The sequence below is a fragment of the Thermostichus sp. OS-CIW-29 genome (assembly GCF_054058195.1).
Genome location: NZ_JBSSAB010000016.1, coordinates 26,903 through 51,225, shown reverse-complemented (window position 1 = coordinate 51,225; position 24,323 = coordinate 26,903). Strand labels below are relative to the sequence as shown.

General features: G+C 58.2%; 21 protein-coding genes. 7 read left to right on the top strand and 14 right to left on the bottom strand.

Annotated features, from left to right (window positions below; all coding sequences use genetic code 11):
* Window positions 1-7: 7 nt before the first annotated feature.
* The 4 genes from ACVWZJ_RS07510 to ACVWZJ_RS07495 form a co-directional block, all read right to left on the bottom strand.
* Window positions 8-1,591 carry a CPBP family intramembrane glutamic endopeptidase gene (locus ACVWZJ_RS07510; RefSeq protein WP_457395584.1) on the bottom strand — a complete coding sequence of 528 codons (1,584 nt, stop codon included), beginning with the start codon at window positions 1,589-1,591 and terminating at the stop codon, window positions 8-10.
* 98 nt (window positions 1,592-1,689) lie between these two features.
* A complete protein-coding gene (trmB, locus tag ACVWZJ_RS07505) occupies window positions 1,690-2,409 on the bottom strand; it encodes a tRNA (guanosine(46)-N7)-methyltransferase TrmB (RefSeq protein WP_414374841.1) in 720 nt (239 codons plus the stop codon).
* A 92-nt stretch (window positions 2,410-2,501) separates the two neighbouring features.
* On the bottom strand, window positions 2,502-3,422 hold the full coding sequence (locus tag ACVWZJ_RS07500; RefSeq protein ID WP_011433746.1) for an L-lactate dehydrogenase: 921 nt from the start codon (window positions 3,420-3,422) through the stop codon (window positions 2,502-2,504).
* Between the two features lie 246 nt (window positions 3,423-3,668).
* Window positions 3,669-4,028, bottom strand: a complete 360-nt coding sequence (locus tag ACVWZJ_RS07495; RefSeq protein ID WP_011433745.1) for a hypothetical protein — start codon at window positions 4,026-4,028, stop codon at window positions 3,669-3,671.
* A 675-nt stretch (window positions 4,029-4,703) separates the two neighbouring features.
* On the opposite strand from ACVWZJ_RS07495, the gene ACVWZJ_RS07490 reads away from it, so the two are divergent.
* The gene (locus tag ACVWZJ_RS07490) at window positions 4,704-6,719 is read left to right on the top strand and encodes a diguanylate cyclase domain-containing protein (RefSeq protein ID WP_457395581.1); all 2,016 of its coding nucleotides are present in this window, start codon (window positions 4,704-4,706) and stop codon (window positions 6,717-6,719) included.
* 36 nt (window positions 6,720-6,755) lie between these two features.
* Window positions 6,756-8,480, top strand: coding sequence for an ABC transporter ATP-binding protein (locus ACVWZJ_RS07485; protein ID WP_011433743.1), 1,725 nt, complete (start codon window positions 6,756-6,758; stop codon window positions 8,478-8,480).
* On the opposite strand, the gene ACVWZJ_RS07480 is transcribed toward ACVWZJ_RS07485, so the two are convergent.
* The 3 genes from ACVWZJ_RS07480 to ACVWZJ_RS07470 all read right to left on the bottom strand — a co-directional run bounded on the left by ACVWZJ_RS07480 (window position 8,474) and on the right by ACVWZJ_RS07470 (window position 11,225).
* Window positions 8,474-9,412 carry a carbohydrate kinase family protein gene (locus ACVWZJ_RS07480; protein WP_041436664.1) on the bottom strand — a complete coding sequence of 313 codons (939 nt, stop codon included), beginning with the start codon at window positions 9,410-9,412 and terminating at the stop codon, window positions 8,474-8,476. The genes ACVWZJ_RS07485 and ACVWZJ_RS07480 overlap by 7 nt on opposite strands.
* Before the next feature lie 240 nt (window positions 9,413-9,652).
* Window positions 9,653-10,522: a M48 family metallopeptidase gene (locus ACVWZJ_RS07475; RefSeq protein ID WP_011433741.1), complete on the bottom strand. Its 870-nt coding sequence runs from the start codon at window positions 10,520-10,522 to the stop codon at window positions 9,653-9,655.
* 34 nt (window positions 10,523-10,556) lie between these two features.
* The gene (locus ACVWZJ_RS07470) at window positions 10,557-11,225 is read right to left on the bottom strand and encodes a hypothetical protein (protein WP_011433740.1); all 669 of its coding nucleotides are present in this window, start codon (window positions 11,223-11,225) and stop codon (window positions 10,557-10,559) included.
* Between the two features lie 175 nt (window positions 11,226-11,400).
* Here ACVWZJ_RS07470 and treY point away from each other — a divergent pair, with 175 nt between their 5' ends.
* Window positions 11,401-14,202 carry a malto-oligosyltrehalose synthase gene (gene treY / locus ACVWZJ_RS07465; RefSeq protein ID WP_457395576.1) on the top strand — a complete coding sequence of 934 codons (2,802 nt, stop codon included), beginning with the start codon at window positions 11,401-11,403 and terminating at the stop codon, window positions 14,200-14,202.
* 4 nt (window positions 14,203-14,206) lie between these two features.
* On the opposite strand, the gene tpiA is transcribed toward treY, so the two are convergent.
* Together tpiA and ACVWZJ_RS07455 are read right to left on the bottom strand one after the other, a co-directional pair.
* Window positions 14,207-14,959 (bottom strand): triose-phosphate isomerase, encoded by a 753-nt coding sequence (gene tpiA / locus ACVWZJ_RS07460; protein WP_011433738.1) that lies wholly within the window; start codon window positions 14,957-14,959, stop codon window positions 14,207-14,209.
* A 239-nt stretch (window positions 14,960-15,198) separates the two neighbouring features.
* Window positions 15,199-15,609, bottom strand: a complete 411-nt coding sequence (locus tag ACVWZJ_RS07455; RefSeq protein ID WP_011433736.1) for an FHA domain-containing protein — start codon at window positions 15,607-15,609, stop codon at window positions 15,199-15,201.
* A 323-nt stretch (window positions 15,610-15,932) separates the two neighbouring features.
* Here ACVWZJ_RS07455 and ACVWZJ_RS07450 point away from each other — a divergent pair, with 323 nt between their 5' ends.
* The 4 genes from ACVWZJ_RS07450 to ACVWZJ_RS07435 are packed head-to-tail and all read left to right on the top strand — an operon-like array spanning window position 15,933 to window position 19,129.
* Entirely contained in the window at window positions 15,933-16,238 is a 306-nt protein-coding gene (locus ACVWZJ_RS07450) for a rubredoxin (protein WP_049749648.1), read from the top strand.
* 8 nt (window positions 16,239-16,246) lie between these two features.
* Entirely contained in the window at window positions 16,247-17,236 is a 990-nt protein-coding gene (locus ACVWZJ_RS07445) for a photosynthesis system II assembly factor Ycf48 (protein WP_049749647.1), read from the top strand.
* 30 nt (window positions 17,237-17,266) lie between these two features.
* Complete coding sequence (gene murG, locus ACVWZJ_RS07440) at window positions 17,267-18,370, top strand: undecaprenyldiphospho-muramoylpentapeptide beta-N-acetylglucosaminyltransferase (RefSeq protein ID WP_011433733.1); 1,104 nt, start codon at window positions 17,267-17,269, stop codon at window positions 18,368-18,370.
* Between the two features lie 18 nt (window positions 18,371-18,388).
* Entirely contained in the window at window positions 18,389-19,129 is a 741-nt protein-coding gene (locus tag ACVWZJ_RS07435) for an endonuclease III domain-containing protein (protein ID WP_457395573.1), read from the top strand.
* Window positions 19,130-19,145: 16 nt separating this feature from the next.
* Here ACVWZJ_RS07435 and ACVWZJ_RS07430 read toward each other — a convergent pair whose 3' ends face one another.
* From ACVWZJ_RS07430 to ACVWZJ_RS07410, 5 genes are all read right to left on the bottom strand, one after another.
* On the bottom strand, window positions 19,146-21,017 hold the full coding sequence (locus ACVWZJ_RS07430) for a chloride channel protein (protein WP_011433731.1): 1,872 nt from the start codon (window positions 21,015-21,017) through the stop codon (window positions 19,146-19,148).
* 6 nt (window positions 21,018-21,023) lie between these two features.
* Complete coding sequence (map, locus tag ACVWZJ_RS07425; protein ID WP_011433730.1) at window positions 21,024-21,812, bottom strand: type I methionyl aminopeptidase; 789 nt, start codon at window positions 21,810-21,812, stop codon at window positions 21,024-21,026.
* 195 nt (window positions 21,813-22,007) lie between these two features.
* Window positions 22,008-22,595 (bottom strand): DUF2062 domain-containing protein, encoded by a 588-nt coding sequence (locus tag ACVWZJ_RS07420; RefSeq protein ID WP_011433729.1) that lies wholly within the window; start codon window positions 22,593-22,595, stop codon window positions 22,008-22,010.
* 139 nt (window positions 22,596-22,734) lie between these two features.
* Complete coding sequence (locus ACVWZJ_RS07415) at window positions 22,735-22,896, bottom strand: hypothetical protein (RefSeq protein WP_187147230.1); 162 nt, start codon at window positions 22,894-22,896, stop codon at window positions 22,735-22,737.
* A gap of 212 nt (window positions 22,897-23,108) precedes the next feature.
* Window positions 23,109-24,302 carry an RNA-guided endonuclease InsQ/TnpB family protein gene (locus ACVWZJ_RS07410; RefSeq protein WP_011433728.1) on the bottom strand — a complete coding sequence of 398 codons (1,194 nt, stop codon included), beginning with the start codon at window positions 24,300-24,302 and terminating at the stop codon, window positions 23,109-23,111.
* Window positions 24,303-24,323: the final 21 nt, after the last annotated feature.

Genomic DNA, 24,323 nt, shown 5'->3' with positions numbered 1-24,323 from the left:
GCCCCCCTTAACGCGCACCCCCTAGCACCAGCAGCGTCACCAGGGATCCCGTATTCCAGAGGCTGTGCAGCAGGATGGGAGCCAGCAGGTTGCGGCTGTGGCTGTACACCACCCCCAGCACCACCCCCAGCATGGTCAGAGGCAGCAGATCAGAGAGGTTGAGGTGGGCAAGGGCAAAGGTAAAGGCGCTGAGCACAATGGCGGCCCCCATAGGCAGGTGGCGGCTTAGGGTGGGCAGCCAAAAGCCCCGGAACAGCACCTCCTCAAAAACAGGGGCACAGACAGACACCACGGCCAAAAACACCAACCGCGCCCCCCAACCATGGCTATCCAGCAGCAGGGGCAAAATGGGATTCCCACCCCCCGCCTGCGGTAGCAGCAATTGCGAGAGTGCCGCTGCCAGCACCACCAAAGGCAAGGCCACCCAGTAGCCACACAAGCCCCACAGCAGCCAAGGACCCCACAACCGCACCTGCAGCACCCTCTGCCAGCCGGGGTAGGCGTGCAAGAGACGGTACAATAACCCTGCCCCCAGCAAAGCGCCGGAGTTGTAGGTGAGAAACAGGGCTACCGCCTGCTGCCAAGGGCTGAGCTGCCGTGCCCCCAGGCCGAGGATGATGATGTAAAGTCGAGGCACCAAAGCGTTGAGGGCGATAAACCCCAAAAACCAGCCGGTCAACACCGCTTGCGCCCCGATCCCCGGCCAAGGCACTTCCCAAGCAGGGCCCAGGAGCGGACGTTTGCGCCAAAGGCTCCAGCCCAGCCAGCCCAACAAGAGCATCAACCCCAGCAGCGCCCCCAGCACGGGAATCCCACCCACCACCGCCAGTCGAAACAGAGCCGCCAAGGCCAATTTTTCCTGCTGTTGGTTGAGGGCATTTAGGCTATCGCTGCGCTGCTGCAGTCGGTAAAGCTGTTGCAGAGCCACCGCCTCAAACCAACCATCCAGATGATTGCGAATCTGCACCTCCGCCTCTGGCAAGATGCGCCGCGGTGTTCCCCACAGCCCTTGCAAAACCCGCGCTGCCCCCTTTTGGCTCGATTCCAGCTCCACGGGACGTTCCAGGTCGATGATCTGCTGCCATTGCTGCTGAGCGGCCTCCAGATCTTCTTTGTAGGCATAGAGCAAGCCAAGGCGCAGCCACAGTGCATCCAGCTCCGTCTGCAAATCTTGCATGGAGGCCAAAAGGGCGGGATCCACCTCTGGAGATTGGGCAGGTTCTGGGCTGGCCGCCTCAGATTCGCCAGCAGGAGTTAAACGGGCCAGCCGTTTCAAACGTTTCAGGCGTTCGGTGTAGTTATCGGCGGTCTGCTGATAGCGATTTTGGGCCACCTTGAACACATCCTGACCCAAAAGTGCCCGTGCCAGATCCTGATAGCGGGGATCATCGAGGGTGCGGGAAGCCTGCAGGGCGAGATCGGTTTGCAACAAATCCAACTGCGTTTGGGGCGGCGGCTGAAACCAACTGCTGGAAAGAGAAAGCCCGACAATCACAATGGCCAATAGGCTCAGCAGGTTGAGGATCCCACGGCGAACAGAAAACCAAGCAGAGGAGGGGTCGGCAGAGGCCGTGGTTTCAGAGTGAGACATTGCGGCGACGGATCCAACTCAAGCGGGTTATATCCTATCTTCTGTATTGTCTTGGCGGAATGGAGTTGTTATTACTGCATTACGGATTTGTCCTGTTGTCACCGTCGCTCCAGCCAATAGCGATAGATGGGCAGGCCCAGTTGTAGGCAGTGCCACTCCCGCTCCGTGGGGATGCCGAGGGGATTGGAGTCCAAAGGCCCCTGGTGGGGATCCCAAAACTGCGGATGATCCAAAAATCGAGCTGCCATTTCTTCGGCCACCTCCTGGATATCCGATTGCAGGAAGACAGGGCTGCCCGGTCGCAGCAGCAGAGCCAGATCCGCCACCAGTTGGGGCTGGACGATCCGCCGTTTGTGATGGCGCTTTTTGAACCAGGGATCCGGAAATAGGATGGTTACGCGGCTGAGATCCCCCGGCGCAAACAGATGCCGCAAAGAGACATTGATGTTGGCAAACAGAAAATGGACGTTATCCAGCCCCAGCTCATCCCGCCAGGCATTGGCCCGTTCCACCAGCGCCTGCCGAATCTCTACCCCTAGGAAGTTCCAGTCGGGCTGCTCCTGAGCGAGGCGCAGCAGAAATCGTCCGCTCCCTGTGCCGATATCCAGATGAAAGGGCTGCCCCAGCCGCCGGTATACCCGTTCCCAATGGGGTGGGGGGGTGGGCTGCTGATACTGTGCCTGCAGGGGATTGACGTGCTGCCGTACCCGGTGACCGAGGCCCCTCTGTAAGGGGATCCCGGCCCAAGGCGGAGAAGGGGGGCGCTTCTCCAGTTGGCCCTCAGGCGATTGCTGCCCCTGTTGCACCTCTGCTTCCATAGACCACCTCCTGCCGCCAGCTGCGGCCCTCGCCCACTGACCAAGGGATCCCCCAGCTTGGAGGGGAGCGACAAAAGTCCAGGAGATCTAGGCTACCACCGGATGCTGTCGATGACTTGCCGCAAGATCTGGGCCGAGCGGTGCAGCTGCTTGCGCTCGCTCTCGGTGAGGGACATGGCCAGCGTGCGTTCCACCCCCTGTCGCCCAACCACTCTGGGCAAGCTGAGACAGACCTCTGGCAGATCGTACTCCCCTTGGGTGAGGCTGCTCACGGTTAAAACGCGGTGTTGATCCCGCAGCAGGGCTTGGACAATTTGCGTCACCCCTAACCCGATGGCGTAGCTGGTGGCCCCTTTGCGACGGATGATCTCGTAGGCAGCGTTGCGCACCTGCTCGAAGATATCCCCCAAATAGGCGGGATCCCAGTCCGGTGAGAGTTCCCCAATCGGGGTGCCGGCGATGTTCACCTTGCTCCAAACGGCCACCTCGCTATCTCCATGTTCGCCGATGATGTAGGCGTGCAGGCTACGCGGATCCACCCCCAGGCGCTCCGCCAAAAGATAGCGAAAGCGGGCTGTGTCCAAAACCGTCCCCGACCCAATTACCTGCCCTGCCGGCAACCCCGACAACTTCAGGGAAACGTAAGTCATGATGTCAACGGGATTGCTCACCACCAAAAGGAGTGTGTCAGGGCAATGCGCCATCAAGGCCGGGATCAAGCCTTTGAAGATCTCGACGTTGCGCTGCACCAAATCCAAACGGGTTTCTCCAGGCCGCTGCTTGGCTCCTGCCGTTAAAATCACTACATCTGACCCGGCGCAATCCGCCAGTTCCCCTGCCCGTATCCGCGTCGGCTCCACAAAGGGGATCCCGTGCACCAGATCCATCACTTCCCCTTCCAGCTTGTTGCGGTCGATGTCGTGAAGGACCAGCTCATCCAGAGTGTTCTGGATTACCATCGAGTAGGCACAGGCCATGCCTACCTGGCCGGCGCCGATGATGGATCCCTTCAAAAGGCGGCGAGAAGTCAGCCCCTCGACCTGCTGCTGGGAGCGCTGCTTGGGTTGGTGCTTAGAAACAGTCATGGCTGCAGCCGCTACTCTTCGTTCTCCAGCTTAAGCCTGCCTAGAGGAAGAAAAAAACAGGCTACCGCTCTCCAGAAGAACTGGAAAGGCGAGAAGAGGCAGGATCGGTTGCCGCAGCGGACTGGATCCATCTGAAACAATAACAATAAATAGCCCTCTAACCTTCAACAGTCCTCAACCCGGCTGCTGGGTTAGCCGCTGCCAAAGCTGCGGAGGAATGCGCTCGTGAGGACACTTTAGGGACTGAATCTGAGCTAAATCTTCCGGCATGTAGTGCAAGGCTACCCGCGCTGCCGGATCCAAAAGGCTGCGCCGTCGTCGGTTACATTGCTCCGCTTCTCCCAGAAACACGTCCAGCCAGCCATCTCGCTCTTGGTAGCGAATCCTCAAAGCAGAGAGAGAAGGCAGAGCAGAGGAAACTTCTTTGCGGTAGAGCCGAAAGCCCTGCTCCAGACTCCAGCCCAACCACCACTGAGGCGCCAATTGCCCCAACTGCCTACACCACACCCCCGCCTGAACCTGTTGCCATGCCATGCTTGCCACTCCGCAGCTTGTTCTCCTGAGAAGACTTAACTGCAAATCTTTAGCAATTGCTACTTGGGTAAGCACTCTACCAGACTCCTCAAGCTTAATGCAAGTCTTTATCAAAGAGGATCCCTACTTTACCGGCACGCTATTGAAAGCTAATCTCAATAGAGCTATGCTGTTACTCGGTTGAGTGGTGGAGTTGTATCCATCAGTCTTCCTCTCTTGCCTTGGATGCATCGGGGATCCCACGCCCGCGGAATTAGCCATCCTGGGTCTGGCAGGGATCCCTTTTCCAGGGCTAGCTGAGGTTCTTTCTAATGAGAGCAGTTCTAACTAATAGGAGCCTGGTTCCTTCCCAAGCGTGTCGATGTACGGGTAGAACAAGTTCGGGAGCCAGAAGCGGTTTAACCTTGAAAACGGCGACGCATAGCCCTTCACGTCGGCAGGACAGGCTTTTTAATAATTCTTTTAATTAACCTCAAGAGTTGCTTCAAAGAATATCCCCTCCGGAGCACCCGAAAGCCCGTGCCAGCCCGGGGATCTTTTGTATCGAGAGACACACAAACTCCCCCAACAATTCCATAGGATGACCGTAGAATGGCAGAGACAGCGTGAATTCATAGCTGTTTTTTTCGGCTTGCCCTCCCCGTTGCCCGAGCGTCTACTGGGTGTTCCTAGCCTATGGTTGAAAGGGGGACTGCTGGGCCAGACCAGGCTGGCAGCGTTTACGATGCGCTGACGCGGGCCGATCTGTGGAATCCCCAGGTCATGTACCGTGGGCGCCCGGTACAGGCTCGGGGACGGGCTGTGCTGCGCACCATGTTCGAGAGCGTCAGCGATGGGTTGTTTGTCCTTGAGTGTCTGCCCCCGGAGCCAGAAAGAGGCTCACCTCAACCGCGCTGTCGGTTTTTGGTGGGTAACCCGGCCTTTCGCAGGATGTTTTTTCTCTCCTCTCGACCTATCGAGGGAGAAGAGCTCCAGAGTTGTCTACCGCCTTCTCTGGCTGCGCAGATTCAACTGCACACCGAACACTGCCTCAGCCATGGCCGGCAAGTGAGCTTTGAGCTGAGCCTAACGGCCTCTGCCGCTCCCGACCCAGAGTCGACCCGTGTTCTAATCGTTACCCTTTCTCCAGTAGTTGAGGAGAACAAGCCAATCAGCCGAATTGTCGGCTCCTGTCAGGACATCACAGCACGCAAGCAAGTGGAGTGGCAGCTACAGCGCAGCCAAAAGCAACTGTTGGAGCACAACCGGGCTCTGATGGAGCTCACCCGGCACAAAGCCCTCAGCCAAGGAGACTTACAAGCTGCTCTGCAACAGATTTGTACTACAGCCGCCCATACCCTGGGGGTGGCACGGGTGGGGGTCTGGCTCTACACGTCGGAGCGCTCCAGCATTCGCTGCATCAATCAATTCGAGATCACCCCAGACAACCCCGAGGGATCCCATACTCAAGGGGCGGAGATCTGGGCCAAAGACTATCCCCGTTATTTTCAAGCCCTGGAGCAAGAGCGCACCATTGCTGCCGACCAAGTGGTGGCGGATCCCCGCACCGCCGAGTTCGGCAATTCCTACCTGACAGCAATGGGAGTGATCTCGATGCTGGATGCCCCCATTCGACTGGAAGGACGGATGGTGGGTGTTCTCTGCCACGAGCACATTGGATCCCCTCGCCACTGGACCTTGGAAGAGCAAAACTTCGCCGGATCCCTGGCGGATTTGGTGTCTCTGGCCCTCGAGATCTCGGAGCGCCGGCAAGTGGAAGAGGAGCTGCGCCAGGCTGAGGAGCGCTATCGCAATTTTTTCGAGAATGCGGTAGAGGGCATTTTTTTCACCGATGCGGCAGGTCGGTATCTCTCCGCCAACCCGATGCTGGCCCAGATCTGCGGCTACAGCTCCCCCGAAGAATTGATGCGCGAAGCGAAAGAGGCGGGCAAGCGGCAGCTCTATGTGGATCCCAGCCAGTGGGAGGAATTTGTGCGGCTATTGCAGGAGCAGGGATCCGTACGCGGCTTTGAGTACCGGCTGCGGCGGCGGGATGGCTCGATCATCTGGGTCCGAGAAAAGGCCCGTTTGGTTAAAGATAAAGCCGGAAATCTCCTCGGCTATGAAGGCATCTGCGAAGACATCACCGCCCAAAAGCAGAGCTTAGCCTACATGGAGTTTCGCGCTCATCATGATGCCCTGACAGGTTTGGTGAACCGCGAATCCTTTCGGGAGCGGCTGCAGCAGACCCTGCAGCAATACTACAGTGAATGCCTGGCCCTCTTCTTTGTGGATTTGGATCACTTCAAAGACATTAACGATACCTTCGGCCACAGTGTCGGCGATGCCCTGTTGCAGGGGGTAGCCGAACGGCTAACCAAGTGCGTTCGACCTGGAGATATCGTCGCCCGCTGGGGAGGGGATGAGTTTACCCTGCTGCTGCCCCGAATTGGCAGCTCCACAGTGGCAGCGCGTCTGGCTCAGCGGATTGTCGATGTCTTCCAAACTCCCTTCTCCTGCGAGGGCCATTCCCTTTCCGTGACCTGCAGCATCGGCGTCGCCCTCTACCCCCAAGACGGCGTAGAAGTGTCCACCCTTTTGCACCATGCCGACTTGGCCCTCTACCAGGTCAAGGAAAATGGCCGCAGCGGCTTTCGACTCTATCGGCCAGTTTCAGGGATCCCGGCAGCAGTCCGCAACACTATCCTGTAAGCTGGTTGGGTCAGAGGCCCTTCTGGTTTGTGATTTGTGCATCCGGGTCGTAGCTATCGCCGTCTCATTCCCTTCATTCGGCCCCATCTGTGGATGTTGTTGCTGGGGCTAACCTGTACCCTTGGCTTTGTGCTAACCATGCCCGCCCTCGCCTACTTGATCGAGTGGGTGGCCCGCTCCATTGGTGCCGGGGATCTGGGGCAATTGCGGATGCTGGCCTTGATTGGGGTGGTGTTTTTCTTGGTGCGCGGCGCTTTTCAGTATGGCCAAGACACCCTGATGGCGAGGGCCTCCTTGCAAATGGTTTTGGAATTGCGCCAACAGATTTATGCCCACCTGCAGGCACTGGATGTGGACTATTTTTCCGGCAGCCGCACCGGCGATCTGGTCTATCGCCTCACGGGGGATCTGGATCGGGTGGGAGAGGTGGTGCAACGATTTTTCCATCGCTTCATCCCCAGCGTGCTCACCATCTTGGCGGTGGTGGCCTACCTGTTCTATCTCAACGGCATTCTCACCTTGACCACCTTGCTGATAGCCCCCCTGATGGGAGCCTTGATCAGTTGGTTTGGGGATCGCCTTTTGTTTCGCTCCCGCCTCAACCAAGAGAAGATGTCGGATTTGGCCGCCCTCTTGACAGAGGTGTTTGCCGGGATCAGCCTCACTCGCGCCTTTGCGGCTGAGGACTACGAAATTCGCCGCTTCAGTGCCATTGCCGAAAGCAACCGCCTGGCCCGGTTTCAGACCGAACAGGTGAAAGCCATTCAAGACCCGGTGGTGGGTTTTCTGTACGCCATGAGCGTGTTGGGGGTGTTTTGGGTGGGCGGCTGGCAAATTAGCCAGGGCAACCTGACCGGCAGCCAGTTTCTCGGCTTTATCGCCGGTGTTGCGATGTTGATCGACCCTATTGTTCACATCACCAACAACTACAGCGAGCTGAAACAGGGTGAGGCTTCGGTGGAGCGGATTTTCGAGCTGCTAAACACCCGCTCCCAAATCCGGGAGCTGCCCGGGGCCCGCCCCATGCCTCCCATTCAGGGTTGGGTGGAGTTCGACCAAGTTTCCTTTGCCTACAAACCGGATCAGCCGGTGCTCAAACAGATCAGCTTTCAGGTGTCTCCCGGCGAGATTGTGGCCCTGGTGGGATCCTCCGGCGCCGGCAAATCCACCCTGGTGAGCCTGATTCCCCGCTTTTACGATCCCCAGCAGGGCTGCATCCGCATCGACGGCATCGACATCCGCACCGTCACCCTCAAGAGCCTGCGCCGGCAGATCGGCATTGTGCCGCAGGAGATCACCCTGTTTTCGGGAACCATTGCCAGCAACATCGCCTACGGACAAGAGCATTTTGACCTGGAAGCGGTGCGCCAGGCGGCCCAGGTGGCCAACATCGACACCTTTATCGAGAGCTTGCCCGATGGCTACGCCACCCGCGTGGGAGAACGGGGGGTCACCCTCTCCGGTGGACAACGGCAACGGCTGGCCATTGCCCGCGCCGTGTTGCTCAACCCCAAGATCTTGATCCTGGACGAGGCTACCTCTGCTTTGGACAACGAGTCGGAAGCGTTGGTGCAGGAAGCGCTGCAACGGCTGATGCAACGCTGCACCGTTTTTGTGATTGCCCACCGCCTCTCGACGGTACGCACCGCCCACCGCATTTTCGTCTTGGAGCAGGGGCAATTGCTGGAGCAGGGAAATCACCGAGAATTGCTGGGCAAAGGGGGTCGCTACGCCCAGTTTCACCTGCGCCAGTTTCATTGAACCCTTGGCCTCTGGATCTCCTGGATCTCCCATGCCTGCCAGAAGGGCCGGTAAAACTCCGGATCCGCAGGCGCTCCCCCCGGGATCCCGCAGATGGCCGCCGCAAATTGCACGGCCCGTTGCACCAGAATCGCCTCCGGCCATCCCCGCAACAGCCCCAGGATGGCCACGGCGCTAAATGCATCTCCCGCCCCCACTGTATCCACCAGCTGAGGCGCGGGCACTGGGTCGGCCCGATGGATCTGAGTAGGGGTGATCAGCAGCGCGCCTGCCGCTCCCAAGGTCAGAAATAGACCTTTCAGGTTCAGATGAGCCTGGAGGATCTGTCCTTGCTCCAGCAGGTCTCCAGGAGGGATCCCTTCCAGTTGGGCCACTTGCTCCAGCTCTGCCTGGTTCAGCTTCAGCCAAGTGCAGGTGCGCAGCATCTCCCGGATGGCGTCTGGATGCCACCAGGGATCCCGCAGGTTGAGATCCAGAAACACGGGACAGCCCAAAGCGGGGATCCCCTCTTGAAAATGGCGATGGGCTGCCTCCCGGCGGGCTGCCAAGCTGCCCCGGTAGAGCAGGCTGGGCTGGAGAGCTTGCAGAGCCCCGATATCCAACTGGATGTAGTCGTAGGCTTGGTCGGGCAAGATGGCGAAGGTGGGGATCCCTTGCTCATCCAGGGTTACTTGAACCTTGCCGGTGGGGTGAACAGAATCCTGCTGCAGACCCTCCAGGCGCAGCCCCTGCCGTCGCAAGGCCCCCAGCAGCTCTCTGGCGGCCTCGTCTTGGCCAACACGACTGAGCAAGAGGGGATCGGATCCCAGCCCCTTGAGGTTCCAAGCCACATTCAAAGCCGCCCCACCCAGCACAACCTCGGTGGGGAAGCAGTCGAAAAGCACCTCCCCCAAGATGAGCGGCAAACCCAGGGGCACATGAGAGGGATCCATCTTGAGCACTCAGCTAGAAATCGCAGGAGCCCCGTGCTGTACCGGTAGGATCAGTGTCGAGAGGAAAGTCCGCCTCCATGGTTATAATTGTACTGCGGACACCAGAAACGGTTGTTTAAGGCACTGGTAACGGTCGATTGGGGGTGCTGTAAACCACCCCAGAGGCTCGTGGTTGGCTTGCCAACTGCAGGGCTACTAAAAGCCCGCTCTGTACTGCTTTAGCGGTCGGAGTCGGGTAGTTTACGAAGCAGCCGTTGACGTCCGCGGTGCGGAGCCCAATCCCTGGAGCTCCAGGATCTGCTGATAGGTGTTGCTGCGGAACCAACGCTCGATTTCTCTGGCCCGTAGCACCGGCAGCGGATGGGTGCGCCCCACCGTTTGCATCTGCTTCAGCTCCATCTGCCACAGATCCCCGTCCAGCTCGTCGTAAGTACGGGCCTGCTCCAAAAAGGCGTCCACGTTCAGCTTGGAGGCCAATTGCGGGGATCCCCCACACAATTTCATCAACACCGAGATCACCGTCTTGGCATCTTGGGCTACCAACAGCGCCGCCCGGTCACAGGTAAACTCGGCACACCGCAGCCAGTGCATCAGTTGATCCTGCAACGCCTGATAAAACAACCCCCCGAAGGGGAGCAAGCTGGTGGAGAGCATGAGAATGTTGGCCATCGTCAAGTAGACCCCGTGATTGCACTTCAAGTGGCCCAACTCATGAGCGATCACGGCCTGAATTTCCGGCGGCTCCAACAGATCCAGCAGAGAGCTGTGCAAGACAATGAAGGGCTTTTTCCCCTGCATGGCAAAGGTGTAAGCATTGGGCGTGGGGTTCTGCCGCACGTAGAGCTGGGGCACCTCCAGATCCAAGATGCGACAGGCCTGCACCAAAAGCTGATGAATTTCCGGCAACTGATGCTCGTTAATTTGGATACTGGAAGCAATGTTGTCCAGATAAAATATCTGTCCTGCCGTTGAGCCAAGCCAATTTTGAATCAGCAGGCCCAGCCCCGGCACTTGCTGCAGAGAGCGGGTGGCTTGCAGATCCACGGGATGACGAAATTGGTCGGCCCGCAGGCCCAACAGAATGCGAGGTTCTCGTTGAATGGACGACATAGACAATAGACAACAGAGGGAGAAAGGACTTCGGTTACAACTCGTAGGGCACAAACTGGCGGTGGCGATTCAACAAAAATAGCCGCTCCGGCGGCGGATCCGACAGGGTCGGCTTGTCAGTAAAATCAAACGGGTTTTCTCCAGAGGGGATCTCCCAATAGACCACATGATCTTGAATGCGAGTGCCATCGGTAACAAAGCGCCCAGTATCGGCGGCAGCACGCTCAGCGCGGCGATAGAGTCGCCCTTGCCAGGTCAAGTGCGGGGGCAGCCCCAATCCCAAAAACAGTTGCTGCCGACTGGATTCCTGGTTGAACACCGTTTGCAGGCGATCCGCCCAGATCCTTGCCAGATCTGCCGGTTGGGGAGCAGCATGAGCCTCTGCATCGGCTGGAGTTACCTCCAACAGCAGTTGCTGGTTCAAAAGAATCCGAGCGGCTTGAGCTGGGGGATCCCCGCTGCCGGTCGTCGAGGGATTGGGACTGGGGATATCCAGACTGACCTGCACCTGAGGGCTGCTGGCCTGTAGCAAAATCTCTTCCAACCGTTGCTTCAGCAGACGGAGGCGAGCGGGGGCATCGGGGGTGCGCAGGGTCAAAACCAGCTCACTCCCCACCCGAAACTCGCTTTCTGCCCAGGTTGCCTCACTCCGCCAACTCCCCATCAGCCCACCCACGAGCAGGATCCCTGCCCACCTCGCCATCCTTGCCGGCCCCCTTACCGGGGGTGAAGCGCTCCTCTGTGGCCTTGACAAGTTCACTAACCTCGCCTCTCCCCTGCAGGACTCCTTGATCTTAGCCGCTACCCTAGATACATCTGTTCTCTTGACCCTATGCCGTTGACAAGCTCGGCTTCTTTGTCATTGTTCTAAGGTCATCATGCGGATCCCGACTTCCACCTATCGCATTCAGTTTCATGCTGGGTTTGACTTCGACGCAGCACGACAGATTGTTCCCTACCTGAAGTTGCTGGGCATCAGTGACTTGTATGCCTCTCCCATCTTCCAAGCCCGCAAAGGCAGCACCCACGGCTACGACGTGGTGGATCCCAGGCAGATTAACCAGGAACTGGGGGGAAGCGAAAAGTTTGAGCTCTTGTGGGAAGCCCTCAATCAGCAGGGAATAGGCTGGATCCAGGACATTGTGCCCAATCACATGGCCTACGATGGCCAGAACCAGATGCTCATGGATGTTCTGGAGAGTGGCCCCAACTCAGATTTTGTTGACTACTTTGATGTGAATTGGAATCACTCTTACCTGGGGATCAAAGGCAGAATCTTAGCCCCTTTCTTGGGAGATTTCTACGACAAATGTTTGGAGTCGGGTCAAATCCAGCTTCGTTATGATGCCGATGGCCTAAGTATTAACTACTACAACTTGAGGTTCCCCCTCAATATTGACACCTATGCGGATGTTTTTACCTACAACCTGAGCAAGCTGCGGCGAAAATTGGGACGCAGCCATCCCGACTACGTCAAGTTACTCGGGATCCTCTTCAGCCTGAAATTCATTCCCAGCAAGGAAGATCTCCTAGAGCGCACCGATCAAATTAGCTTTGCCAAGCATTCGTTGTGGGAACTCTACACTTCTAGCCAACCTATCCAGAGCTTTTTTGACGAGAACATTGACATCTTTAACGGCAAGCCAGGGGATCCGTCGAGCTTTGACCTGCTGGATAGTCTTCTGGCGCGGCAAAATTTTCGCCTTTCCTTCTGGAAGGTGGGTGCTGAGGAGATCAATTATCGTCGTTTCTTTACCATTAACGAGCTGATCTCACTGCGGGTGGAAGATCGCGAGGTGTTTCGCAAAACCCATCAGCTTATCTTTAAGCTTGCAGAACAGGGGCGTTTTAGTGGTTTGCGCATCGATCATATCGATGGGTTGTTCAATCCCGAAGAGTATCTCCATCGCCTGCGGGAACGCTGCCCAAATCTTTACATCGTGGTGGAGAAAATACTAGAGGCCAATGAAAGTCTGCCCCAAAGCTGGCCGGTTCAGGGCACAACGGGTTACGATTTTTTGGCTAAGCTCAACGGCATCTTTTGTCAAGAAGAAAATGCGGAGGCTTTTGACTCTCTCTATCAAAATTTCACAAATCTACGGCATTCCCCAGAGCAGGTTATCGAAGATAAAAAACGCCTGATCATCGAGCGCAACCTGTCAGGAGATATGGATAACCTTGCTTTTTTGCTCAAACAGATCACCAGCCACCATCGCTATGCCAATGACTTTACCCTCTACAGTTTACGTCGAGCTTTGGTAGAAGTTTTGGTGTGCTTTCCGGTCTACCGCGTCTATATCCACGAAGGGATCCTCAGTCCAGAAGGTCAACAGGTGGTTCGTCAAGCTGTGGAGAAGGCCAAGGAGAACCTGCCCGTTTTGGTGAATGAGCTGAATTTTATTCAGCGCTTTCTCTGCCTGGAGTCTCTGGAAAATTTATCAGACCAGGAGAAAAATGAGCAGATCCATTTTGCCATGCGCTTGCAGCAGTTGGCCGGCCCTCTCATGGCCAAAGGGGTAGAAGATACTGCTTTTTATGTGTACAACCGCCTTTTATCTCTCAATGAAGTCGGCGGGGATCCCTGTCGCTTTGGCCTTTCGGTGCAAGAGTTTCACCGCTTTAATCAAGAGCGGTCAGCTCGGTGGCCTCTGTCCATGAATGCTTCTGCCACCCACGACACCAAGCGTGGCGAAGATGTGCGGGCCCGGCTGAATGTGCTTTCTGAAATCCCCGCCGAGTGGGAAAAGCACATCAATCTTTGGCATGAGCTGAACCTCGGCTACAAAGTCCGCAGCAAACAAGCTAAGCGCTCGGAACTGCCGGATCGCAATGACGAGTATTTGCTCTACCAGACATTGCTCGGCTCTTATCCCTTCCAACCGGAAGAGGTGCCCCAGTTTGTACAGCGGGTCAAAGATTATGCCATCAAAGCAGTGCGGGAAGCTAAGGTCCACACCGCTTGGCTTCGCCCCGATACCGAGTACGAAGAAGCCACTACCGCTTTTATCGAACGGATCCTTCAAGGTCCTAACCCCTTTTTGGAGTCCTTTTTGCCTTTCCAACGGAAAGTTGCTCACTTTGGCATTTTTAATTCTCTCTCACAGACGCTGATCAAACTGACCAGCCCTGGGATCCCGGATATTTACCAAGGCACGGAACTGTGGGATTTGAGCATGGTGGATCCCGACAATCGTCGGCCTGTGGATTTTTCCCGTCGCCTCGCCTATTTGGAAGAAATTCAGCGGCGGGTTAAACAGGATCCTCTCCAACTCATTGCGGATTTGCTCCTGCACCGCAGCGACGGACGCATTAAGCTGTTTCTGATTTACCACGTGCTCAAGGCCCGCCAGGAACAGCCCCAATTGTTTCTCGAGGGCAGCTACATTCCTCTGCAAATCAGCGGATCCCATGCTGACCATGTTGTGGCTTTTGCCCGTCAGCACAGTAAGCAGGTATTGCTCACGGTAGTGCCGCGTTTTTTAACAAAGTTGATCGACGAAACCCAAGATCCTCTGGGAGAATCCGTTTGGGCAGATACCGAAATTCATCTGCCGCGTTGGAAGCGGCTGGACTGGGTGAATGGGCTAACCCAGGAAAGGATCCCTGCCGGCGAAACCTTGCCGGTGGGCGTTGTCTTGAAATCCTTCCCGGTGGCCCTGCTGTGGGGACAATCCCGCTAGCGGCCTAGGCGGGAGCTAGGGCCTGAAAGTTGACGATGCGGGCAAACTCTTGGGGGTCTAGGCTGGCCCCTCCCACCAACACGCCGTCGATCTCAGGCTGGGCCATCAGCTCATCGATGTTGCCGGCCTTCACCGAGCCGCCATACAAAATGGGCAGTTGGGCATTGCCCAGGTGTTGCCGGATCAAGCCGATGACCCGGTTGGCCTCTTGAGCTGCACAAGTCTGGCCGGTGCCGATGGCCCAAATTGGCTCATAGGCAATCACCAAGTTCTCCAGATCGATCCCTTGCAAGGCGCGATCCAACTGCCCCACAATCCAAGACTCGGTCAAGCCTTGCTCCCGCTGCTGCTGGCTTTCTCCCACACAGAGGATGGGGGTAAGGCCGTGCCGCTGGGCGGCTGCCAGACGCCGATTGACGGTTTCGTCCGTCTCGCCGAAGTACTGCCGCCGTTCGCTGTGGCCGACGATGACATAGCGCACCCCCAATTCCGCCAGCATGGGGCCGGAAATTTCCCCGGTAAAAGCTCCCTGATCCTCCCAATGTAGGTTTTGTGCTCCCACGGCTATGTCGGATCCGCGGCTTTGCTCTGCCACCACCGCCAGGTCTGTAAAGGGCACACACAAGATAATCTGCCGCTGGGATGCTGACCCTGACGGCGATGACCGTAAAGCCAGGCCCAACTCTCGCAGAAACTCGCGAGCCTCAGCCTGAGTCTTGTGCATTTTCCAGTTGCCGGCAATGAGGATGGGGCGCAAGATGAGATCCTCCCTTAAAGACAGCAGAAGGAAGGGATCCCGCAAGCAGAAAGCCCAAGGAATATGTGGAAGAACAGCAGGGATCCCAGCTTTCGTTTTTTTGTATGACACAGTTTACCAGCAAGCGATCCCAGAAATACGGCGACGGGATCCCTTCTCCGAGCGCCGGTTAACCCCTCAACCCACGTGGGGACAGGGGGATCCCCCACAGGCCAAAACTCAACAGGGAAAGCAGCCTCTCAGAGCTCAACGATCTGGGTGTTTTCAAAGGTAGCCAGAATTTCATCCAGATCTTTGTTCTGCAGCGAGTAGGTAGCGGTGGCATCGTTGCCAAACTGAATTTCGTCCCCGTCCTCCAGATCCCGAAATTCCACCCGTTGCCCGCCCACGTAAAGGCCGTTGGTGCTGGGAGTGCCCTGAATGTCTCCGTCAATGATTTGGTAGGTAAACCCATCGGGAGAAGAGGGAGACTCTGTCTTAACCAAAATGGCGTGGTAGCGAGAGGCGTACTGGGAGTCGATGCGAATGCTGTTGCGCGGATCCCGGCCCAACGAATAAAGCTCAGCCGTCAACCAGTAGGCTTTTGGCCCGTGACGATCCTTGACGATGAGCACGTGATTGAGGGCCGGTCGGCGAGGGGGCGTGGTCATGAAAGGCACCCGCTTGCACAACACTGAGGGCAAGATAGCCAAAACATAACATAGGATCCCCCTGGTGGATCCCTGTGTCCACCGGATAAGTCTCTTCAGGTCGGCATCCCAGGCTGGTGCGGGATCCCCCTGAGCAACAAGAAAGGGTCTGAGTAGATTTTTGTAACAATTCCTCTCATAATAGGATCGACGATGCAGATGGATCCCTGACCATGAATGGCTCGCAACCGGATCCCGGTGTTCAACCCCGTTCTCCCAAGACACCGAGGCTCATTGAGTTGCCGGAAGATGAAACCGATGCGCAGCTCAGCGATCCCCTGCGGATGCAGCGCTACGAATGTCGTTCTTGTGGCTATGTTTACGAACCGGCCAAGGGGGATCAGCTCAATCGGATCCCGGCGGGCGTACCGTTTGAGGAATTGCCAGCCGATTGGAAATGTCCGGTGTGCCGAGCCGGTAAGCGCTCGTTCCAAGCAGTGGGCGCCAAGGGCAAGCCTTCCGGTTTTCAAGAGAACTTGCGCTACGGCCTGGGGGTGAACGTGATGACCCCTGCTCAAAAGAACCTGCTGATCTTCTTGGGACTGGCGCTGGGATTTTTATTTTTGATGAGTTTCTATTTCGTCGAGTGAGGGTCAAGATGTTCAAACCCCTGAGGCTGGTGCTGCTGATTGCTGTCTCGGTGCTGCTAATGGCGGCGCGGATGCCCAACATGCGGGTGGTCCCCTGGCAGCAGGTGGAAGTGCCCACCCAGAACATTCTGCTGGACATTGCCTTCACCGGCACCACCCCTTCCCATGGCTGGTTGGTGGGAGACAAGGCGACGCTGCTGGAATCCCGCGATGGGGGTCTGCACTGGCAGGTGCGGGAGCTGCCGGGTCTGGAGCCGGAAGCCTACCTGGCCTCCATTAGCTTTGCTGGGGCAGAAGGCTGGGTGGCCGGGCAGCCGAAGATCCTCCTCCACACCCTAAACGAGGGATCCGACTGGACTTCCATCCGCCTCAACAACCAACTGCCAGGGGAGCCGCTCTTGATCCAGGCTCTGGGCCCTGGCGCCGCCGAAATGGTGACCAATGTGGGGGCCATCTACCGCACCGAAGATGGCGGTCAGACCTGGCATGCCCAAGTGGATGAGCCGATTGGGGCCATCAAAAACATTGCCCGCGGCCCTGAAGGCGAATATCTGGCGGTGTCGTCGCGGGGCAGCTTCTACTTTCTGTACACTCCTGAAAGTCGCACCTGGAAGCCCTACCCGCGGGAAAGCTCCCGCCGCATTCAAAACATGGGCTTTGGCCCCCACGGCAGCGCTTGGAAATTGAACCAAGGGGCGGAGATCGCCTTTACCGATGACTTCACCTCCGGCCAGTGGTCGTCGCCGCTGCGTCCGGGGCGGGCCCTCAGCTTTGGCTACCTCAATGCCGCCTACCAGAACGACCACGACCTGTGGGTGGTGGGGGGTGGCGCTACCCTGATCCACAGCCCTGATGGTGGCAAAACCTGGGAACAGGCCAAGAAACTCAGCAACATCCCCGCCAACTTCTACAGCATTGAGTTTTTCGGCCCCGAGCAAGGGTTTATTCTGGGGCAACGGGGCACCCTCTTGCGCTATGTCAGCTCCAACAACTCCTGAAGGTCTCAGGGATCCCTAACCGGCACACGGGTGGACACACGCGCCAAGGATCCAGCTTCACGCCCTCGGCTGCTGGTTGCTGCCAGCGGCACTGGTGGCCACATTTTTCCGGCCTTGGCCGTTGCCGAGCAGTTGCCTGACTGGCAGATTGAATGGCTGGGGGTGCCGGATCGCATGGAAGGGAAGCTGGTGCGGGAGCGGTATCCCTTGCACCGGGTCGTCATGTCGGGCTGGCAGGGATCCCCTCTCCACAGGCTGCAGGCCTTGGCCCAACTGGCCCGTGCGACCCTACAAGTGCGCCGACTCCTTATGTCGGGACGGTTTGATATTGTCCTGACCACCGGTGGGTACATTGCCGCTCCGGCCATTTTGGCCGCCCGTTCGCTGGGGGTGCCGGTGTTGCTGCACGAGTCCAATTGGATCCCGGGCAAAGTGACCCGTTGGCTGGGGAGATTTTGTCAGGTGGTGGCGCTGGGCATGGCGGAGACGGCAGAGCATTTGCCAGGGGTGGCCGCCCAAGTGGTGGGCACGCCAGTGCGGGCCGAGTTCTACACGCCCCAGCCTTTCCCTGCCGACCTCCCCATTCCCGACGGGGATCCCCTCATTGTGGTCATGGGGGGCAGCCAAGGGGCGCGGGGCCTCAACCGCATGGTGGCCACCTGTGCCCCAGCTTGGTTGGAGGCGGGGGCCTGGATTGTGCATTTGACCGGCGGCAGCGAAGCTCAAGATCCGGAAGCCAGGATCCCCAGCCATCCCCGCTACCGGCCCTTTCCTTTCCGTCGAGATGTAGCTGCCTTGTTGCAGCGGGCCAACTTTGCCATTAGCCGCGCCGGAGCCATGAGCCTGGCGGAGTTGCTGACCACCGCCACCCCGGCCATTTTGATCCCCTATCCCTTTGCTGCAGAAGATCATCAGTATCAGAATGCTCTGGCCTTTGTGGGGCGCGGTGGGGGGGTGGTCATGCGAGAATCCGAAGAGAATCTGGACTTGCTGCGGCAAACGGTGTTGACCTGGTTGGCCCAGCCGCAGGTGGTTGCCCAAATGGCCGCTCGCTTGCAGGCCGCAGCTCCTCCCAATGCCAGCAAGGTTCTTGCCCGCCTGTTGCAGGAGATCCGCCAGAGTTCTGCCCGTTAAGCTGTGGTACAGCCAAGATTGGACAGCCTTTCCCAACGCCCGCCTGTGCTCGCCAAAGCGGCGGAGTCCCCTGCCCTGCTGGCAGAACTCCCGCCCGCCGACAGGATGGAATCGCTGTTGATGCGGCTAGAGCAGTGCTTCGGGATCCCCCAGCGGGCTCCCAATGGCCTTTCCCCTCACCCCGATCTCCTGGACGAGTTGGTGGGCACGATCCTTTCCCAGAACACCACCGATGCCAACAGCAGCCGTGCCTTCCGCGCCCTCAAAGCCGCCTTTCCCTCTTGGGAAGCGGTCTTGGCTGCCGACCCGGCAGATCTGGCCCAGGTGATCCGCTCCGGCGGCTTAGCCCACCTTAAAGCAGCCCGCATTCAGGAGATCTTGGCCGCCATTCAAGAACGACAGGGATCCCTGAGCCTCGACTTTCTGCGCGACCTGGACGACGCCGGCGCCCTCGACTTTCTGCTCTCGTTAAAAGGGGTAGGGCTGAAGACCGCCACCTGTGTGTTGTTGTTCGGGCTGGGTCGGGATCTCTGCCCGGTGGATACCCATGTGCATCGAGTGGCCAACCGTCTGGGCTTGGTGCGGGCCAAACATCCCGACGACACTTTTGCTCAGCTTTCCCCTCAGATCCCCAGAGGCAAAGCCTATTCCCTGCACGTCAACTTTGTCCGGCTGGGCAAGCGCATCTGCAAGGCCCGTATGCCCGAATGTGGCCGCTGCCCGCTGCGTCCCACCTGCCCTTCTGGGCGGCAGCGCTGATCCCGACAGCAGGGCTCTATTCTGCGGGCGCAGTAGAAGCATCGGGGATCCCCTCTTGTCCGTTCCTGCCGGCGTCTCTCTCTGCTGGGGGAACTTCCAACTCCAGGGCTTGCCGCACCGATTGAATCTCTTGGGAGAGCAGCACCCGCTCTCGATCCAACAGGCCGACGATCTGCTCTGGGTCTTCCCGAGAAACCACCGGCAATTGGCGCAAATCGTATTCGTACATCGGCTCGGCTGCCACTGCCACCGCCTCATCGGGGAAGGTGGTGAGAACTGGGGATTGGCTGACCTCCTGTACGGTTAGCTCCGCCAACTCCGCCGCCTCCTTGTGGGCCAAGGCCCGCTCCAGGTCTTCCAGGGTGAGAATGCCCCGCAGCCGCTCCTGTCCGTCCACCACCAACGCGCTATGGCACTTTTGCTGCAGCAAACTCTCCAGAGCTTCTCGCAGCGGTGTGTCTTGCCGAAGCAAAAGAGATGGGGGCACCATCACCTCTTGCACCGTCAGCTCTCTAGGCTCCTGCCCAAGGACTCCGTCAAGCGTTGCGTGGCGATAGCGACGGGCGGAAGGGTAGATGGCCGGCGAATGCAACTGCTCCGTCAGCCAGATGCTCAAACCCACTGCCGCCATCACCGGCAGCGCAATGTGATAGTCCCGCGTCATCTCAAACAGCAGCAAGATGGCCGTTAGCGGAGCCCGCACACTGGCCGCCAACACAGCCGCCATGCCCACCATGGCGTAGGCAGCGGGGGGAGACAAGGCAATCAGGGGCAAAGCTTGGGATAGCACCTGACCGTAGCCTGCCCCCAGCACTGCCCCCATGAACAAAGCCGGGGCAAAGGTTCCCCCCACAAAGCCGCTGCCCAGGCTCAAAGCGCTCAGCAACAGCTTGCCCAATAGGAGCAGGCCCAGATGGCCAAGAGAAAAGGGAACGGCCTGCAGAATCGACTCAATGGTTTCATAGCCCACCCCCAACGCCAATGGGATCCCCAAGCCCGCGCAGCCCAGGATCCCGCCCCCCAAAATGGGCTTGCTCCAAGCTGGCCAGGCCGCCAGGGGGCCACTGTTGAACAGGTGCTTGCCCCACTCCAGGGTGTAGCTGAAGGCCATAGAAACCAGGCTGGCCAAAAAGCCCAAGCCGAGATACAGAGGTACCTCCAGCAAGCTGTGGATCTCGTAGTCCGGCAAGACAAAAGCCGGCTGGGTGATGGTGGGCAAAAGAAAAGCGGGTTGTGCCCCCAACCCCACCTGGGCGATCAAGGCGGAGACCACCGCCGCCAACACCACCACACTGACAGCAGAAGTGGTGAAGGTGCGGGCCAAAGCCAGCTCCAGCGCCAAAAACACCCCGGCAATGGGCGCGTTAAACCCTGCCGCCAGGCCAGCCGCTGCTCCGGCAGCCATCAACAGTTGCACCCGCTCCCGCGAGAGGCGTAGGTTTTGCCCCAGCAGGGATCCCAGCAAAGCGCCACTTTCCACACTGGGGGCCTCAGGGCCAAGGGAAGCTCCCGCGCCCAACGAGATGGCAGCCGCCAAGAGCTTGAGCGGGATCCACCAGGGCTGAAGTGCCAAAGGACGAGCAGGACTCACCAAGCTGGAGAGGCTCAAGTTGGGAAAGGGCACAACTGCCCCCAAAGCGCCGATCAGCAGGCCCCCCAGCACCGGCGCCAGAGCCAGTGTCCAGGATCCCAGCAGCCACAGGCCATAGTGTTCTGCAGCCCTGCCGATGCCATCCACGAGGGTGTCCTGCAGCAGATAGCGCCACCAGCCAATCAAGTAGCGAAATCCAACCACCAACAGCCCCGTGGCCAACCCCACTGCCGCCGCCAGCAGCAGCAGCAGGTTCTCGGAGGAGAGGCGCAGGCGGAGAGCGGGGGCGCTGTTCATGATGGCTCAAGGGCTTTGGGAAGGCAGGGTTAAAATTTCTACACCGGTTTCGGTAACGGCGACTGTATGTTCAAATTGCGCCGAGAGCTTGCCATCTAAAGTTACCGCCGTCCACCCGTCGGAGAGCACCTTCACCTCCCAGGTGCCCTCGTTGATCATCGGCTCGATGGTGAACACCATGCCGGGGCGGAGTTTCTCCCCTTTTCCTCGCTCGCCGTAGTGGGGGATCTGGGGAGCAGTGTGGAATTGCCGTCCCACCCCATGCCCGACAAAATCGCGCACCACGCTGTAGCCCTGGGCCTCGGCATATTCTTGGATGGCAGCGCCAATGTCGCCGACTCTCCCCCCCGGCTTTACAGCAGCAATGCCCCGCCGCAGACATTCTTCGGTCACCTCCACCAGGCGCCGCGCCCGCTCAGAAGGCTGTCCGACAAAGAAGGTTTTGGAGGTATCGCCATGGTAGCCATCCAAAACCGGGGTGACATCGATGTTGATGATGTCGCCTTCTCGCAGGATCTGCTTGGGGCTGGGAATGCCGTGGCAAACCACGTGGTTGACGCTGGTGCAGATGGACTTGGGAAAGCCATGGTAGCCCAAAGGGGCGCTTCTGGCCCCATGCGCCCGCGTCCATCGCTCGGCCTCGTCGTTGAGCTCTTGGGTGGTGACCCCTGGTCGCACCATCGGCTCCAAGTGCTTGAGCAGATCTGCCGCCAGGCGACAAGCCCGCCGCATTTTCTCCAGTTCCCGCGAAGAGAGCAACACAATGGGCTGAGGGGCTTGCGTGAGCTGGTTCATACCCGTCTGCAAAGCGGATCCCAACTGCTCCCCCCATCGCTGGGAGCGACGGCTGAGGTCTGTCAACAACGCTCGCATGTCTTCCATCATGAGACCTTATCTGTGAAAAGCTCTGTGAAAACGGATGGATCTCTGCACCTGCAGACTGTCCAGGATTGGGTTCTCAGTTGGGATTCTGAATCGCCTTGCGCCCATTCACAGACCCCTGCCGGCCATTTTCTGCCGCCGACGAATCCGCTGCACCAACCACAGCCCCAGAAAATAGCTGACAAGGGATCCCCAAAAACCGACAAACGCACAGCCGACAAACAGCGTGCCCGACATCTCCAAGCCCCACTGCATCCAGTTTTGCCAGGTGGCCGCCACCAGCTCTGTGGTGGGAAGGACAGTTCGGGATCCCAGTAGCCATTCTCCCACCTGGTAGTTGAATGCATAGATGGGCACATAGGTGAAGGGGTTACTCACCCAGGTCCCTGCCGCCGCCGCCAGCTTGTTGCCCCGAAACGGAACAGCCAACACCAGAGCGGCCAACGTTTGAAAGCCGAAGATGGGGAAACAGCCGGCAAAAACCCCTACCGCCAAGCCACGGGCAATTTCTTTTGGCGACGATTGCAGCCGCAACAGGCGCAGATAAAGATAGCGCAGCCAACGCTTCCAGGAAGGATCCCGGCGGGCTAGGGTCGGCCCTGGTTGAGATCCAGAGTAGGATCTGGAATAAAGCTTAAGGGATCCCGGCGAAGGCCAGGAGAAAGAGGGCAGCCTCAACCAAAAGAGGGGGCTCATGGTGGCAAGGGGGCAACTGAGAGAAGGTGTTAAGTCCTGTAAATCCAGTGTATCTTTCCTGCCCTTGGCGACAAAGGGCCATTGGCAAATCCGGGCCAGCAGCAACGGGGTGACGCCGGGGGATCGGTTTACGGAGTGGTCACCTGAGCTTGTCCACCAAGGCCAGCACGAAGTTAAGACCCAAGTAGGAAACCAGCACCACCAAGAATAGGAACAGGGCAATGTTCAGCCCGGATCGCAGGGCAGAGGGCAGGGATCCCGATTTCATTTTGGGGTTAGGCCTTTCGGGGGGAGTTGTCATCTGAAGTTCTGGGGAAGACTGTGAATCTAGGATCCCATCTTGGCTGTGCAGGTGTACCCATCGGCTTACTTTCCGAAGATTGAAGGCCTCTTCTCTGAACACGGAGCAAGCCCAGTTCCTGGCCCCCGGCCAATGGGAGCGACTTGGATCGAGAATACCTGGCTGAGGAGATCGCATCTCAGAGAAGACAACGGCACCGGGAACCATGTAAACTACCCGACCCTGACTGCTTCGCAGTACAGGGCGGGCTTTCGGTAGCCCTGCAGTTGGCAAGCCAACCACGAACCTCTAGGCTGGTTTACGACAGCCCCCAAAAGCGCAATCACATTCGCACCATTCAAATCCGCATCCCCTTCCCATCCACAGTGTCCACACTTAAACTGCTTCCCACTGCGGTAGGATTGCTCAGGGTCGGGATGAATGTGCAAACACCGGTGGCAGGTCTGCGACGTGTAGGCAGGCGGCACAAGAATCAGAGCAACCCCCGCACGCAGAGCCTTGTACTCCAGAAACTGACGTAGTTGGTAGAACGCCCAACTGTTGGTCCTACGCCGCTCGGCTTTGCTGCGTGGCTGTTGATTGACCCTTTCCCGAATCCCTGTCAAGTCTTCCAGAGCAAGAGCGCTGTTTGTCGCCTTTGCCCTAGAGACAATAGCTTTGGAGATTCGATGATTGACCCACGCCTGAAAGCGTCTTTCCTTGCCAGACAGCCGTTGCAACAGTTGACGGCATCTGCGCCGCGAACTGCGTGTGCCCTTACTGGCTTTGCGTTGGAGTGCCGCCCTCAGCTTGGAGTAGTGGTCTCGGATTCGGTTCAACTGCTGTCCATTCCAGTTGTCCCCCTCTGACGTATGGGCGATATCCGTCCTGCCCAAGTCCACCCCGATCACCTTGTCGGTATCTTGTTGCTTGGGCGGGTTTTTCTCTACGCAAATCTGGATGTAGTAGGAGCCATCCTTCCGCTGGACTAGGGTGGCCGATTTGGGGTTAGAACCAGCCAGCATCCCACGCTGGTAGTTGCCAATGGCTAGTTCAAAGCGTTCTCTTCCATCAACCGTGGCAAGCGACACTGTCCAGTCTTTCTCGCGAAACGAGAAGATACGTGCATCGTAGGTCGCAAAGCCTCTCTTGAACGCTTTGACCGGACGGTTTTTCTGTCGGGCAACTTTACGGGCACCGGCCAGCCGTCTGCAGACCTGCTGAGTCAAGTTACTGGACAAGCCAAACCGAGCGCGAATCTGGTAATAGCAAAGGGACTGGAGTTTGACTGCGTTGACTACTTTTTCTGGTGTGTTTTGGTTGACCCAGTTCAACGCCTGCACAAAGGCATCCGTTGTCGCATCCAACTTTGCGGCTTGCGACTGAGACACCTTGAGCTTGCAGGAGACGGTCAGGACTTGGGTCATGGTTCTATCATAACTTCCGCA

Bases quoted from the DNA above. Each gene is read 5' to 3' on its own strand.
- treY (WP_457395576.1), top strand. From the start codon at position 11,401: ATGCGGATCCCGACTTCCACCTATCGCATTCAGTTTCATGCTGGGTTT.
- ACVWZJ_RS07415 (WP_187147230.1), bottom strand. From the start codon at position 22,896: ATGACAACTCCCCCCGAAAGGCCTAACCCCAAAATGAAATCGGGATCC.
- ACVWZJ_RS07495 (WP_011433745.1), bottom strand. From the start codon at position 4,028: ATGGCATGGCAACAGGTTCAGGCGGGGGTGTGGTGTAGGCAGTTGGGG.
- ACVWZJ_RS07475 (WP_011433741.1), bottom strand. From the start codon at position 10,522: ATGTCGTCCATTCAACGAGAACCTCGCATTCTGTTGGGCCTGCGGGCC.
- ACVWZJ_RS07430 (WP_011433731.1), bottom strand. From the start codon at position 21,017: ATGAACAGCGCCCCCGCTCTCCGCCTGCGCCTCTCCTCCGAGAACCTG.
- ACVWZJ_RS07455 (WP_011433736.1), bottom strand. From the start codon at position 15,609: ATGACCACGCCCCCTCGCCGACCGGCCCTCAATCACGTGCTCATCGTC.
- ACVWZJ_RS07445 (WP_049749647.1), top strand. From the start codon at position 16,247: ATGTTCAAACCCCTGAGGCTGGTGCTGCTGATTGCTGTCTCGGTGCTG.
- trmB (WP_414374841.1), bottom strand. From the start codon at position 2,409: ATGGAAGCAGAGGTGCAACAGGGGCAGCAATCGCCTGAGGGCCAACTG.
- ACVWZJ_RS07420 (WP_011433729.1), bottom strand. From the start codon at position 22,595: ATGAGCCCCCTCTTTTGGTTGAGGCTGCCCTCTTTCTCCTGGCCTTCG.
- ACVWZJ_RS07450 (WP_049749648.1), top strand. From the start codon at position 15,933: ATGCAGCGCTACGAATGTCGTTCTTGTGGCTATGTTTACGAACCGGCC.
- ACVWZJ_RS07510 (WP_457395584.1), bottom strand. From the start codon at position 1,591: ATGTCTCACTCTGAAACCACGGCCTCTGCCGACCCCTCCTCTGCTTGG.
- map (WP_011433730.1), bottom strand. From the start codon at position 21,812: ATGAACCAGCTCACGCAAGCCCCTCAGCCCATTGTGTTGCTCTCTTCG.
- ACVWZJ_RS07470 (WP_011433740.1), bottom strand. From the start codon at position 11,225: ATGGCGAGGTGGGCAGGGATCCTGCTCGTGGGTGGGCTGATGGGGAGT.
- ACVWZJ_RS07490 (WP_457395581.1), top strand. From the start codon at position 4,704: ATGGTTGAAAGGGGGACTGCTGGGCCAGACCAGGCTGGCAGCGTTTAC.
- ACVWZJ_RS07410 (WP_011433728.1), bottom strand. From the start codon at position 24,302: ATGACCCAAGTCCTGACCGTCTCCTGCAAGCTCAAGGTGTCTCAGTCG.
- ACVWZJ_RS07480 (WP_041436664.1), bottom strand. From the start codon at position 9,412: ATGGATCCCTCTCATGTGCCCCTGGGTTTGCCGCTCATCTTGGGGGAG.